13 protein-coding genes are annotated in these 12,483 nt (G+C 64.2%); 7 read left to right on the top strand and 6 right to left on the bottom strand.

The features are described from left to right. Window positions 1-75: 75 nt before the first annotated feature. Together ACVWZ4_RS07005 and purE are read right to left on the bottom strand one after the other, a co-directional pair. Window positions 76-1,182 carry a 5-(carboxyamino)imidazole ribonucleotide synthase gene (locus ACVWZ4_RS07005; RefSeq protein ID WP_456701344.1) on the bottom strand — a complete coding sequence of 369 codons (1,107 nt, stop codon included), beginning with the start codon at window positions 1,180-1,182 and terminating at the stop codon, window positions 76-78. Beyond that, entirely contained in the window at window positions 1,179-1,667 is a 489-nt protein-coding gene (gene purE / locus ACVWZ4_RS07000; RefSeq protein WP_456701345.1) for a 5-(carboxyamino)imidazole ribonucleotide mutase, read from the bottom strand. The genes ACVWZ4_RS07005 and purE overlap by 4 nt, the downstream gene beginning before the upstream one ends. A 141-nt stretch (window positions 1,668-1,808) precedes the next feature. On the opposite strand from purE, the gene ACVWZ4_RS06995 reads away from it, so the two are divergent. Beyond that, window positions 1,809-2,516, top strand: a complete 708-nt coding sequence (locus tag ACVWZ4_RS06995) for a GGDEF domain-containing protein (RefSeq protein ID WP_456739967.1) — start codon at window positions 1,809-1,811, stop codon at window positions 2,514-2,516. Window position 2,517: 1 nt separating this feature from the next. Here the strand turns inward: ACVWZ4_RS06995 and ACVWZ4_RS06990 are convergent, their stop codons facing one another. The 3 genes from ACVWZ4_RS06990 to ACVWZ4_RS06980 form a co-directional block, all read right to left on the bottom strand. Then, a complete protein-coding gene (locus ACVWZ4_RS06990; RefSeq protein WP_092227206.1) occupies window positions 2,518-2,769 on the bottom strand; it encodes a hypothetical protein in 252 nt (83 codons plus the stop codon). A gap of 29 nt (window positions 2,770-2,798) precedes the next feature. Continuing rightward, window positions 2,799-3,005 (bottom strand): hypothetical protein, encoded by a 207-nt coding sequence (locus ACVWZ4_RS06985; RefSeq protein ID WP_456701347.1) that lies wholly within the window; start codon window positions 3,003-3,005, stop codon window positions 2,799-2,801. 122 nt (window positions 3,006-3,127) lie between these two features. Beyond that, the gene (locus ACVWZ4_RS06980; protein WP_092227208.1) at window positions 3,128-3,334 is read right to left on the bottom strand and encodes a YdcH family protein; all 207 of its coding nucleotides are present in this window, start codon (window positions 3,332-3,334) and stop codon (window positions 3,128-3,130) included. Window positions 3,335-3,662: 328 nt separating this feature from the next. Between ACVWZ4_RS06980 and ACVWZ4_RS06975 the strand changes: the two genes are divergently transcribed. Further along, window positions 3,663-3,845 carry a YdcH family protein gene (locus ACVWZ4_RS06975; RefSeq protein ID WP_092227209.1) on the top strand — a complete coding sequence of 61 codons (183 nt, stop codon included), beginning with the start codon at window positions 3,663-3,665 and terminating at the stop codon, window positions 3,843-3,845. A 188-nt stretch (window positions 3,846-4,033) separates the two neighbouring features. Here ACVWZ4_RS06975 and ACVWZ4_RS06970 read toward each other — a convergent pair whose 3' ends face one another. Then, the gene (locus tag ACVWZ4_RS06970) at window positions 4,034-5,137 is read right to left on the bottom strand and encodes an NAD(P)/FAD-dependent oxidoreductase (protein WP_456701348.1); all 1,104 of its coding nucleotides are present in this window, start codon (window positions 5,135-5,137) and stop codon (window positions 4,034-4,036) included. 205 nt (window positions 5,138-5,342) lie between these two features. On the opposite strand from ACVWZ4_RS06970, the gene ACVWZ4_RS06965 reads away from it, so the two are divergent. Genes ACVWZ4_RS06965 through ACVWZ4_RS06945 form a run of 5 tightly spaced genes read left to right on the top strand, consistent with a single transcriptional unit; the run spans window position 5,343 to window position 12,480 of the window. Then, window positions 5,343-8,027 carry a sensor domain-containing protein gene (locus ACVWZ4_RS06965; RefSeq protein ID WP_456736214.1) on the top strand — a complete coding sequence of 895 codons (2,685 nt, stop codon included), beginning with the start codon at window positions 5,343-5,345 and terminating at the stop codon, window positions 8,025-8,027. Window positions 8,028-8,066: 39 nt separating this feature from the next. Next, complete coding sequence (locus ACVWZ4_RS06960; protein ID WP_456739966.1) at window positions 8,067-9,536, top strand: glycerol-3-phosphate dehydrogenase; 1,470 nt, start codon at window positions 8,067-8,069, stop codon at window positions 9,534-9,536. A 52-nt stretch (window positions 9,537-9,588) separates the two neighbouring features. Then, the gene (locus ACVWZ4_RS06955; protein WP_456739965.1) at window positions 9,589-10,758 is read left to right on the top strand and encodes an ABC transporter ATP-binding protein; all 1,170 of its coding nucleotides are present in this window, start codon (window positions 9,589-9,591) and stop codon (window positions 10,756-10,758) included. Further along, the gene (locus tag ACVWZ4_RS06950; protein WP_456701352.1) at window positions 10,755-11,666 is read left to right on the top strand and encodes an ABC transporter permease; all 912 of its coding nucleotides are present in this window, start codon (window positions 10,755-10,757) and stop codon (window positions 11,664-11,666) included. The genes ACVWZ4_RS06955 and ACVWZ4_RS06950 overlap by 4 nt, the downstream gene beginning before the upstream one ends. 1 nt (window position 11,667) lies before the next feature. Beyond that, window positions 11,668-12,480 (top strand): ABC transporter permease, encoded by an 813-nt coding sequence (locus ACVWZ4_RS06945; protein WP_456701353.1) that lies wholly within the window; start codon window positions 11,668-11,670, stop codon window positions 12,478-12,480. Window positions 12,481-12,483: the final 3 nt, after the last annotated feature.

The following is a 12,483-nucleotide window of genomic DNA, read 5'->3' as shown; positions in this document are numbered from 1 at the left end:
GGATGCCGGTACGCGCAAAGAAAAAACGCGTCGAAACAACACCAAAAATGGGATCGCAGCTCTGCTGCGGTCCGCTCACTTGCGGTTTGAAGGCCTGACCTCGGTGACGTGGCCCATCTTGCGGCCGGGGCGCGGGGCGCCCTTGCCGTAAATGTGCACGGTCGCGCCAGGCACGCCCAGCCACTTCTCGTAATCGTTGATCTCGTCGCCGATCAAGTTGGTCATGGTGACGACCTCACCGTGCCGCACCGGCTTGCCGAGCGGCCAGCCGGCGATGGCGCGGATGTGCTGCTCGAACTGAGAGACCGATGCGCCGTCGAGCGTCCAGTGGCCGGAATTGTGCACGCGCGGGGCGATCTCGTTCACCAGCACTCTGGGCCCGGAACCGTTGCCGAGCACGAACATCTCCACGGCGAGCACGCCGACATAGTCGAGCGCGGTCGCGATCTTGCCGGCGATGCTGCGCGCCTCTTCGGCGAGCGCATCCGGAATCAGCGCAGGCGCGCGGGAAATCTTCAGAATGTGGTCGCGGTGCTCGTTCTCGGTGACGTCGAAGCACTCGACCTGGCCTGTGGCCGAGCGCGCGGCAATCACCGAAATCTCGCGCTCGTAAGGTATGAAGGCTTCCAGGATAGCCGATTTGGTGGCGAGACTGGTCCAGACCTTGGCGATGTCATCGCCCTCGCGGATGATGGCCTGGCCTTTGCCGTCATAGCCGAAGCGGCGGGTCTTCAGCACGGCGGGCAGGCCGATCTTCGCGATCGCCTCGCGCAACGACGCGACCGAGGTGACGTCCGCGTAGGCAGCGGTGCCGATGCCGAGCCGCGTCACGAAATCCTTTTCGGCCAGACGGTCCTGCGTCGTCTCGAGGATCTTGCGGTTGGGCAGCACGGGGCGGCGCGCGTCCAGCACCATGGCGGCCGCAGCCGGTACGTTCTCGAATTCATAGGTGATGACGTCGACGTCGTGAGCGAACAGCTCGAGTGCCTCGACGTCGGCATATTCGGCGCAGGTTGCGTTCAGCACGACGTCGAAGGCCGGCGAATCAGGATCGGGCGAGAACACCTGGCAGCGCAGGCCGAGGCGTGCCGCGGCCATGGCCAGCATGCGACCGAGTTGTCCCCCGCCAAGGATTCCGATGGTGTCGCCGGGGTTCAGCTTCACCTGCTTTGCGTCAGTCACGCCTTGTCCTCCGGGCGCTCGGCGATCGCCTCGGTCTGCGCCTTGCGCCAGGCGGCGAGGCGATCGGACAGGGCCGGATCGGACAGTGCCAGCACGGATGCCGCGAGCAGCGCCGCGTTGATCGCGCCGGCCTTGCCGATCGCGAGCGTGCCGACCGGAATGCCGGCGGGCATTTGGACGATCGAATAGAGCGAATCGACACCCTTGAGCGTCCTGGACTCCACGGGAACGCCGAACACCGGCAGTTCCGTCAGCGCCGCGGTCATGCCCGGCAGATGCGCGGCGCCCCCGGCGCCGGCGATGATGACCTTGAAACCTGCAGCCTTGGCGCCTTTGGCAAAGCCGAACAGCCGGTCGGGGGTGCGGTGTGCCGAAACGATGCGATTGTCGGAGGCGACGCCAAGCGCGGCGAGCGTGTCGGCGGCGTGCCGCATCGTCTCCCAGTCCGACTGGCTTCCCATGATGATGGCGATCGGCGCGGTCATGACGTCAATTATGCTCGGAAAACAGAAAGATAGGCCAGATTAACGGTTCCGGCCGGCGGCTCGCAAGGCGGTGGCAAGGAGAAGGGAATGCACTATCCTGACTTGGTGAATCCCCGCAAGCCTTCATTGAGCAGGAAGCCCATGAAGAAACCAAAAAGGGCGACCGCTGCGAAGGCCAAAAAGGGCCGGAAAACCGGCGGGAGCCGAACCAAAACTGCTCCCAAGCGGGCCAGGCCCTCCGCGCCGTCTCGCGCGGCCACAGCCGGCGCGGACATCAGCAAGGCGACCATCCGCGGCCTGCGGATCAAGCTGACGCAGGCGCTGCGCCGCGTCGCCGAACTCGAAGCTGCGGCCGACACCGACTTCCTGCTCGATATTCCCAACCGGCGCGGCTTTGAGCGCGAGCTCCAACGCGCCGTCGCCTACATGAGGCGCTACCGCGCCAGCGGCGCGCTGATCGTGCTCGACGTCGACCGGCTGAAGCCGATCAACGATTCCTTCGGCCATGCCGCCGGCGACGAGGTGCTGAAGGCGATCGCCACGACGCTGACCCGGCAGATCCGCGCCTCCGACGTGGTCGGCCGCCTTGGTGGCGACGAGTTTGCCCTGCTGTTGTGGAATCTCGGCGAGGCCGATGCGAAGGCGAAAGCTGTTATCCTCGAACAGGCGATCGACGGTTTGTCATTCACCTTTCGTGGTCAGCAGGTGATGGCCGGCGCTTCTGCCGGTGTCGCGCTGCTCGGTGCGCAGTCCGATGCCACCCGCGCGCTGGAGGAGGCCGATGCCGCCATGTATGTGCGCAAGGCGCACCGGCGTCACGAGCCGCGGATCAGGCTCGTCAACAGCTAAATTAAAGGGTCGCGAGATCTTCCGGCACGTTGCCGAATTTGCGCAGCAGCGTGGCGTCACCGAATTCACCGGTCATCGGATCGCCGCTGCGACTGAACGCGACCGCGCCGATATGGCCGGGACCGTGCGCCAGAGCCTCTGCGCGCCGTAAGGCGGCCGTCGGGCTCTGGCATTCCTCGGCGGCGCCCGCGACAGGCGATCCGTCGGCATCAATCAGGAACGGCATTGCAACGTAGTAGGTCACATCAGACATGGCGTTGCTCCAATGGTGCGCCTCGAGGTTCAGGCCGCGCTGCTTCTGCTACGTGAGGATTCCGGAATGCAGCCGGCCGAAATCGCTGCCTGCAATTCCTCCAGCTCGGCTTCCAGATATTCGTTGGCCATGATCAGCGCCTTGATGGTGCTGCGCAGATTGCCGTCGCACATCGCGATCGCCTGATCACAGGCTTGTTCATAGTGGCCGTTGTCGAGAGGGGCGGGGACTGGCATCTGCGGTGTCCTTGCGGGTTGTCCTTGGGTGTTTCCGGCATATTGGGGCCGGGACAAATGTTCTTATTTTGTTCTTTTTGAGTCAAGCGGATTCGACTCCGCACTTCCGCAGCCGCTGTGGATCAGGCGATGATGTCCGGCGTGATCTGGTCTTCGATGAAGGCGATACGGTCGCGCAACAACAGTTTGCGCTTCTTCAACCGCTGTAACCGCAACAGGTCGGGGGCGGGCGATTGATGCAGTGCATCGATCGCCGCATCGAGATCTCGGTGTTCCTGCTGCAACCGGGTGAGCTCGGTTTCGAGCTCACGCTCGTCTTCATGGGTCATGTCTGCGGTGGCCGAAAACCGATAGGCTTGAGATCAAGGCTGTGGATGCCCTGTGGAAATTATCGTCCTTGCGCGGCGCGATCGCAAGCGATCTGCACCTCCACGCACCGCTCCATCGCAAGATATTTCAACGATTCGGAAGCAGTGTCGCGCGAGCACATTGATATCATGGATTTTTCGTCGCGTGGTTCCGTACTCACGGTTCGTTACATATGAATTTTCAAAAATGACGGCGCGACGACGGATACCCATCGACAGAACGAATCGGTGATGTAGAGTCCCTCGTCCGGATCGAATCCAAGGTTCACCCCTACCGAGGAGGTTTCGAATGACAATTCAGGCACATCTGGTTGAATTGGAACGGAAGCATAAAATTCTCGAGAACGAATTGCACGAGGCTCTCGTGCACCTTTCAACAGACGACCTGCAAATTGTTGAGTTGAAGCGCCGGAAGTTGCTGGTCAAGGACCAGATCGAACGTCTGAAGAACACTGGCGATACGCTTCACTAGTAACCCCTGTAACAGTGTAGAGTTTAATCGCATCCTTTCACGCAGGGATCAGCGCGTTTGTGCTCATCCCTGCGGCAGGATGCGCGCGCTGCGCGATGATCGTCGCGCAGCTTTTTTGTTTGGACGCGTTTTCGTGACGCGACCCGGTCCGCGCTTCGCTCGAAAATGCTCCCTAGATGTCCGTCAGCCTAGATGTCCGTCAGCTCGGCGACGTGGTCCGCGATCGCGAGCGACGACGTCAGTCCCGGCGATTCGATGCCGAACAGATTGACCAGGCCTGCGACCCCGTGGTCGCGCGGACCCTGCATCAGGAAATCCTGCGTAGCGACCGCCGGCGGCACGATCTTCGGGCGGATGCCCGAATAGCTCGGCATCAGCGCGCCATCGGGAAGCGTCGGCCAATATTTGCGGATTGCCGGATAGAAGCGCTCGGCGCGCGACGGATCGACTTCATAGTCGATCGTCTCGATCCATTCGACGTCGGGGCCGAAGCGCGCCTGTCCTGCCATGTCCAGCGTCAGATGTACGCCAAGCCCGCCGGGCTCGGGCACCGGATAGATCAGATGCGAGAACGGTGCGCGCGCATTGCAGCTGAAGTAATTTCCTTTGGCGAGATAAGCAGGCGGAATCCGATCGACCGGCATGCCGTCGATGTGGCGCGCCACTGATGTCGCCGAGAGCCCGGCGGCGTTGACGAGCAGGCCGCATTGCAACGTCATCGGCGCTTCGCCGCCGGCTTCGATCTCGATCATTCCGGCCTCCGCCTTGGCGCGGATCAGCGGCGTGTGAAACGCAAAGGCCGCGCCTGCTTCCTCGGCCTCGCCGCGCAGCGAGAGCATGTAGGAATGGCTGTCGATGATTCCGGTCGATGGCGAGAGCAGTGCGGCATCGCAGGCCAGCGCCGGCTCCAGCGCGCGCGCCGCCTCGCCCGATAGCAGCTGCAAGTCGAGGACGCCGTTGGCCTCGGCATGGGCCTTGATCGACTGCAGCTTCTCGGTTTCCTTGGCATTGGTCGCGACGATCAGCTTGCCGCAATTCTTGTGCGGGATACCGCGCTCGCCGCAGTAGCGATAGAGCGCTTGCTTGCCGGCGACGCACATGCGGGCCATCCAGCTTCCGGCACGGTAGTAGATCCCGGCATGGATCACCTCGCTGTTGCGTGAAGAGGTGATGGTGCCGATGGCCTCGGCTTCTTCGAGCACGATCACCTCGCGCCCGGCCTGGGCCAGCTTCCGGGCCACCGCGAGCCCGATCACGCCGGCTCCGATGACGACGCACTCGACCCTATCCATGGTGATGCAGAAGTCCTGCTGAGGGTGCCGACGACGTCGGATTGCCTGGGAAACGCGCCGGGCGGGCATTTTCCGTTAAGAAAGCATTTATCATGTCAGGGCAATTGCCGTATTTCGCGTCACATTTTTCTGTTGGGCGTACAGGCGTTTACCCGATCCAAACCGCTGAAGCCAGACAATCCGCAGTTGAAATCGCGGGTGGCTGATGGCTGAGAAGAACTGGCAGGAAGGCAGCATGCTTCCGATTGCTGTGCAGGCCGTCGTGTGCCTGACCAGCGCGGTGGCGCCTTCGCGTGCCCTCGCGGACAGTTTCGCGGCGCCGAGCCATTTTGGCGATCTCGACCCCAATCTGATCTGGGAAGCCCTCATCGGCGGCATTGTCATCTGCGCGTTCCTGGTCGCGATCGCGCTCTGGATCCATTCGGCGCTGCGCCGAAGCAGGCGTTCGCAGTTGCGGCGCAACGCCTTCGTGTCCTCCGCCATGAACAATCTCAATCAGGGCGTGGTGATGACGGATGCGCAGCGGCGCATCATCTTCTGCAATGACCGCTATCTCGACATCTACGGTCTTACGCGCTCGGACCTGTGGACCGGCATGACCGGCTACGACATTCTCGAGCTCAGGCGCAAGCGCGGCGTCCTTGGCATCTCCGACGAGGACTTCTACGAGAAGGCGGCAAGCCCCAACGGCCTCATCACCGAACTGCCTGACGGCCGCGCCATCCTGGTCAAATATTTCATCCTGCCCAATGGCGGATCGGTGGCGACCCATCTCGATGTCAGCGAGCAACGCAAGCTGTCGCGGCAGCTCGCCTCGACCAAGCAATTCCTCGAGACGGTGCTGGACAACGTGCCGGCCTGCGTGGCCGCGAAGAACATCGAGGACGGTCGCTACATCTTTGCCAACAGGGCCTATGAGCGGTTCTGGGGCTTTTCGCGCGACCACGTCGTCGGCAAGAACGCGCGCGAGCTGTTCGGTCCAAAATCGGCCGAGAGCATCGAGGCGACCGACCGCGCTGCCCTGCTGGCCCCCGAGGGACAATATCGCAACGAGTTCGAGGTCGAGGTCGAACGCGACCATGCCCCGCGCAAGGTGGCCTCGATCCGGATCGTGGTCCGCAACGAGAGCAACAAGCCGGAATTCCTGCTGCTGGTGTTCGAGGACATCACCGATCGGCAATCGCTGTCGATGGAGCTGGAGAGCACCAAGAAGTTCCTCGAGCTCGTGGTCGACAACATTCCGGTCGCGCTGATCGTCGAGCAGGTCAGGGATGGCCGCTACCTGCTCGCCAACCGCAGCGCCGAGACGATCCTCAATCGCAGGCGCGAGGAAGCCACGGGCCTGACTGCTTCCGACATCTTCAATGCCAAGGAAGCCAAGCTGATCATCGCGCGCGACGAGGCCGCGATCAAGAAGCGCGGGATGATTACCGAGGAGCATCCGATCTCCACCAAAGACGGCCTGCGCCTGTTCCTGACCCGGCGTGCCACGGTGCTCAACGATTCCGGCGAGCCGCAATACCTGATCAAAACCCACGAAGACGTCACCAACCGCAGGCAGACCGAATCGCGCATGGCGCACATGGCCTACCATGACGGTCTCACCGACCTGCCGAACCGCGCCGCCTTCCTTCAGGCCTTGACCCAGATGATCGAGGCCTGCGAGGGGACCGACGAGGAATTCGCCGTCCTTTGCGTCGATCTCGACGGCCTCAAGGAAGTCAACGACGTGTTCGGCCATGCGCTTGGCGACAAGCTGCTGGTCGAGGTGGCCCAGCGGCTCCAGGATGCGGCACGCGGCGGCCTGGTCGCGCGTCTGTCCGGCGACGAATTTGGTTTGATCATCGACGGCAAGCAGCCTGACGCGGGCCTCGCATTGGCGCAGCAGCTTGGCCAGGCGCTCGCGCCGGAGTTCCACATTGACGGCCGCGCGGTGCGTGCCGGCATCACCTCCGGCATGTCGGTGTTTCCGCACAATGGCCCCGACGGTGCCTCGCTGCTCGCCAATGCCGGCGCCGCACTTTTCCGCGCCAAGCAGAAATCGCGCGGCACGATCAGCCTCTACCAGCCCGAGATGGACCAGCAGATCCGCGACCGCCGCGTGCTGCACCAGGACCTGTCGATGGCGATCAAGAACGGCGAGCTGTCGCTGGCCTTCCAGCCGCAAGGCATCGCGCGCAACAGCATCGTCGAAAGCGAGATCATCGGCTTCGAGGCGTTGGCGCGCTGGCAGCATCCGGTACGCGGCCAGGTCTCGCCCGCCGAATTCATCCCCATCGCGGAGGAAAGCGGCCTGATCGTCGAGATGGGCGAATGGATCCTGCGCGAGGCCTGCCGCGAGGCGGCGTCGTGGCCGAAGCCGCTTCAGGTTGCGGTCAACCTGTCGCCGGCGCAGTTCATGCACGGCGACGTGGTCGGGCTCGTCCATTCGATCCTGATCGAGACGGGCCTTGCGCCCGGCCGGCTCGAGCTCGAGATCACCGAGGGCGTGCTGATCGAGGATTTCGATCGCGGCCTCGCGCTTCTGCGCCGCCTGAAGGCGCTTGGGGTGCGCATCTCGATGGACGATTTCGGCAGCGGCTATTCCTCGCTGAGCTATCTCCAGGCGTTCCCGTTCGACAAGATCAAGATCGATCGCGCCTTCATCATCAATCTCGGCCGCAATCCGCAGTCGGCCGCGATCGTCCGGGCCGTGATCGATCTCGGCCACGGCCTCGAAATGTCGATCATCGCCGAAGGCGTCGAGACCATCGACCAGCTCGCCTTCCTGGCCAGGGAAGGTTGCGACGGCGTGCAGGGCTATCTGCTCGGGAAGCCGCTGCCGATCGGGAAATATGCCGATCTCGTCGGCCGCGGCGAGGCTATGGAGCTTGCGCTCAAGACCGGCTAGTGGTGTGCGGGCGCACACTCGCTCCCTCTCCACGGTTTCATGGCGGATTACGATCTTGCGATCATCGGCGGCGGCCTGAATGGTGTCAGCCTCGCGCGCGATGCCGCCGGCCGCGGCCTGCGGGTGATCCTGATCGAGCAGGGCGATCTCGGCAGCGCGGCCTCGTCGGCGACACCGCGACTGATCCATGGCGATCTATCGGTGCTGGAGCGGCGCGGCTTCTGGCGGGTGCGCCGGGCACTGGTCGAGCGCCGGACGTGGCTGCGGATCGCGCCGCATCTGGTGCGGCCGATGAATTTTGTGATCCCCGCCCATTCCGACGAGCGACCGCCATGGCTGCTGCGGGCTGGACTCTATGTTTATGACACGCTGACGAACCGTGGTGGGCTGCCACGATCGACCACCCTCGACATCACGCATCATCCGGTCGGCAACGCGCTCAGGCGTCCGTTCGGCATGGCCTTCGAGTATGCCGACTGCGTCGTTGACGATTCCCGCCTGGTGGTGCTCACGGCGCTGGATGCGGCCGAACGCGGCGCTGCGATCCTGACCGGTGCGCGCTGCGTGCGTGCGGACAGGACCGACATCTGGCGGCTCGTTTTGGTCGACCGCGGCCATCGCCGGGCGGTCACGGCGCGTGCGCTGGCCAATGCCACCGGCGGGTGGACGTCGATGGTCGCCGAAACCGTGCTGCGGCAGCCGCAACCGCCCATGGCCGCCATGCAGATGAGCCAGATCGTCGTGCCAAAACTCTTTGAATCCGACAATGTCTATGTGTTCCAGAATAATGACGGACGCCTGATCTTTGCCAGCCCGTTCGAGCGCGATTTCACGCTGCTCGGCACGGTCACGCGCGATTTCACCGGCGATCCCGCAATCGTCGCGATGCCGAGCGCGGACGTCAGCTATCTCTGCGATGCCGCGAGCCGCTATTTCCGCGCGCGCGTCGCTCCCACCGACGTCGTGCGCACGGTCTCCGGCGTCAATTTGATGCCCGCGGCCGCGCGGCGACGTGACGGCACGACGCTGTTCCACGCGCGCCGGCGCAAGGCACCCCTGCTGACGATGTTCGGCGGCGATGTCACGACCTCGCGCTTGCGCGCGGAGCGGGCGGTGACGCGTTTGACGCCGTTCTATCCGATGTCGCGGCCCTGGACTTCGGGCGCGGCCTTGCCTGGCGGAGATTTCGCCTGGGATCGTTTCGAGACCGAGATCGACCTCGCGCGCCACCGCTGGCGCTTTCTGGATGAGCCGCAAGCCCGCCGCCTGGTTGCGGCCTATGGCTCACGCCTGGCTGATGTGCTCGGCGAGGCGAAGACCCGTGACGAGCTTGGCCCCGCCTTCGGTCCCGACCTGACCGGCGCCGAGGTGGGCTATCTCATGAGGCGCGAATGGGCGCGCTTCCCCGAGGACATCCTGTGGCGCCGCTCCAAGCTCGGCCTGACCATGCCCGCGGCGGGCCGTGACGCGCTGGCTGCGTTCATGACGAACCAGCCTCGAACCGGTTGAGCAAAGGCCGATCCGCCGCTAGCGTGCGGCGGCATTGGGGTTGGCAGGGACCATGACTGACGAATTGCCGAGAATGGATGCCGCGGCCCGTGCGGCTGGAGACGCACATCCGGCGGCGGGCGAGCCGCTGCTGCGCATCGACGGCGTGGCCAAGACGTTCGGGACGTTCCGTGCGGTCGACGGCGTATCGCTCGATATCAAGGCCGGGGAGTTCTTTGCGCTTTTGGGTCCGAGCGGATGCGGCAAGACCACGTTGCTGCGCATGCTTGCCGGCTTCGAGGCGCCGGACGAGGGGCGGATTCTGCTCGGCGGCAAGGATATCGCGCGGGCACTGCCGCATGAGCGCCCGATCAACATGATGTTTCAGAATTACGCGCTGTTCCCGCATCTTTCGGTCCGCGACAACATCGCCTTTGGTCTCAAGCGCGGCGGCATGGCGCGTGGCGATATCGCGGCGCGCGTCGCTGAGATGGTCGCGCTGGTGAAGCTCGAGGGGCTGGAGAAGCGCAAGCCCGACCAGCTCTCCGGCGGGCAACGACAGCGCGTCGCTCTGGCCCGAGCGCTGGCGCGCCGGCCACAATTGCTGCTGCTCGACGAGCCGCTCGCGGCGCTGGACAAGAAGCTGCGCGAGAGCACCCAAGGCGAGCTGATGGAGCTGCAGCGGCGGCTCGGCATGACCTTCATCATCGTCACCCACGACCAGGAAGAGGCGATGACGATGGCCAGCCGGATCGGCGTGATGAAATCAGGCAAGCTCGCCCAGGTCGCGCCCCCGCGCGAACTTTACGAGGCGCCGCGCTCGCGCTGGATCGCGCAGTTCGTCGGTGACATCAATCTGTTCGACGCCGAGACCAATTTGCGCGACGGTCACCGTCTCGTCGTCGGCACACACGATGCGGGCACGCTGGTGGTGGCCGAGCCGCGCCAGCCGGTCGGCGAGGTGAAATTCTCGGTCGCGATCCGCCCCGAGAAGGTCAAGCTGTCGCGCCGCGGCCCCGCGAGCGAGGCCGGTCGTGAAACTGCGATCAACGCTCTCGACGGCGTGATCGCCGATGTCTGTTATCTCGGCGGCACCACCATCTACAAGGTGAAGCTCGATACCGGCGGAATGCTGCAGGCGTCGGTCGCCAACACTGCGCGTCTCGATGTCGATGCCTATAGCCTGCATCAGCGCGTCGTCGCCTGGTTCACGCCCGACGATTGCGTGGTGCTGCCGTCATGAGCGCGCGCCGGATTTTCGCGCGACCGGCGCGCTTCGCCGCCATCGCGCCCTATGTCTGGATGGTGCTGTTCTTCCTGGTGCCGTTCGGCTTCGTGCTGAAGATCAGCCTGTCGCAGACGGTGATCGCGCAGCCGCCTTACGAGCCGGTGTTCGACCTGACGGCGGGTTGGACGGCGATCCGGGCAGCCTTTGCCGCGTTGTCGATCGACAATTTCAAGCTGATCGTTTCCGACGACCTCTATGTGTTCGCCTATCTGCGCAGTTTGACCGTTGCCATCACCGCGACCGGACTGTTGCTGTTGATTGGCTACCCCATCGCCTATGGCATGGCGCGGCTGCCGAAGCGCTGGCAGGCCGTGGCGATGGTGCTGGTGATCGTGCCGTTCTGGACGTCGTTCCTGATCCGCATCTATGCCTGGATCAACATCCTCCAGCATGACGGCCTGCTCAATCGGATCCTGCTGGGGCTGCACCTGGTCGGCGAGCCGGTCGTCTGGCTGTCCACCGACACTGCGATGTATATCGGCATCGTCTATTCCTATTTGCCGTTCATGATCCTGCCGCTCTACGCCACGCTTTCCAAGATGGAGCCGGTGCTGGAGGAGGCGGCCGGCGATCTCGGCGCGCCGCCCTGGCAGGTGTTCTGGCTGGTGACTTTCCCGCTGTCGCTGCCGGGTGTCGGCGCTGGCGTTCTTCTTTGCTTCATCCCTGTTGTCGGCGAGTTTGTGATTCCGGATCTTCTCGCCGGCTCCAATTCGCTGATGATCGGCCAGACGCTGTGGCTGGAGTTCTTCACCAACAAGGATTGGCCGGTCGCCTCAGCTGCGGCGATCGTGCTGCTCCTCGTGCTGCTCTTGCCGCTGCTGCTCTACGAGCGGCTGCAGCGCCGGCAGTTGGAGGAGCGGTGAGATGCGCAAGTCCTCACGTCTGTCCCGCTTCAACATCGCGTCGCTGGCGCTGGGCCTCGCCTTCCTCTATTTGCCGATCCTCATCCTCGTGATCTATTCCTTCAACGCCTCGCGGCTGGTGACGGTGTGGGGCGGCTGGTCGCTGCGCTGGTATCACGAATTCTTTGCCGATCGCGCCATGATCGAGGCAGCCTGGATGAGCCTGCGCGTGGCGGTCGCGTCCGCAACCGTCGCCACGCTGATCGGTACGCTGGCCGCGATCGCGCTTTCGCGTGGCGAGCGCTTTCGCGGCCGCACCTTGTTCTCCGGGATGCTCTATGCGCCGCTGGTGATGCCGGAGGTGATCACGGGCTTGTCGCTGCTGCTGCTGTTCGTGGCGCTGAACGCGGAGCGCGGCTTCTGGACGGTGACGATTGCCCATACCACGCTGACGATGTGCTTCGTCGCCGTCGTCGTACAGTCGCGCCTCGGCTCGCTCGATCGGTCGCTGGAGGAGGCGGCAATGGACCTCGGTTGCGACCCTGCCCATGCCTTTCTGTCCGTGACGCTGCCGCTGATCACCCCGGCGATCGTCGCCGGATGGATGCTCGCCTTCACGCTCTCGCTCGACGATCTCGTGATCGCGAGCTTCACCACGGGCCCGGGCACGGCGACCCTGCCGATCCGGATCTATTCCGAGGTGCGCCTCGGTGTGAAGCCGGAGATCAACGCGATCTGCACGCTCGTGATCGCCCTGATCGCAGTCGTGATCGTCATGGCTTCGCTGGCTTCGAAACTGTCGAGCTCGCAGGGCGAAAGCGCGGCACCTCTCTAGATG

The organism is Bradyrhizobium sp. USDA 4472, from assembly GCF_054058595.1.
This window is presented reverse-complemented; position numbering and strand designations above follow the sequence as displayed.

Coding starts and splice junctions, on each gene's coding strand:
- ACVWZ4_RS06945 (WP_456701353.1), top strand. CDS start 11,668: ATGCGCAAGTCCTCACGTCTGTCCCGCTTCAACATCGCGTCGCTGGCG.
- ACVWZ4_RS06975 (WP_092227209.1), top strand. CDS start 3,663: ATGACAATTCAGGCACATCTGGTTGAATTGGAACGGAAGCATAAAATT.
- ACVWZ4_RS06985 (WP_456701347.1), bottom strand. CDS start 3,005: ATGCCAGTCCCCGCCCCTCTCGACAACGGCCACTATGAACAAGCCTGT.
- ACVWZ4_RS06960 (WP_456739966.1), top strand. CDS start 8,067: ATGGCGGATTACGATCTTGCGATCATCGGCGGCGGCCTGAATGGTGTC.
- ACVWZ4_RS06955 (WP_456739965.1), top strand. CDS start 9,589: ATGACTGACGAATTGCCGAGAATGGATGCCGCGGCCCGTGCGGCTGGA.
- ACVWZ4_RS06995 (WP_456739967.1), top strand. CDS start 1,809: ATGAAGAAACCAAAAAGGGCGACCGCTGCGAAGGCCAAAAAGGGCCGG.
- ACVWZ4_RS06980 (WP_092227208.1), bottom strand. CDS start 3,334: ATGACCCATGAAGACGAGCGTGAGCTCGAAACCGAGCTCACCCGGTTG.
- ACVWZ4_RS06965 (WP_456736214.1), top strand. CDS start 5,343: ATGGCTGAGAAGAACTGGCAGGAAGGCAGCATGCTTCCGATTGCTGTG.
- ACVWZ4_RS06950 (WP_456701352.1), top strand. CDS start 10,755: ATGAGCGCGCGCCGGATTTTCGCGCGACCGGCGCGCTTCGCCGCCATC.
- purE (WP_456701345.1), bottom strand. CDS start 1,667: ATGACCGCGCCGATCGCCATCATCATGGGAAGCCAGTCGGACTGGGAG.
- ACVWZ4_RS06970 (WP_456701348.1), bottom strand. CDS start 5,137: ATGGATAGGGTCGAGTGCGTCGTCATCGGAGCCGGCGTGATCGGGCTC.
- ACVWZ4_RS06990 (WP_092227206.1), bottom strand. CDS start 2,769: ATGTCTGATGTGACCTACTACGTTGCAATGCCGTTCCTGATTGATGCC.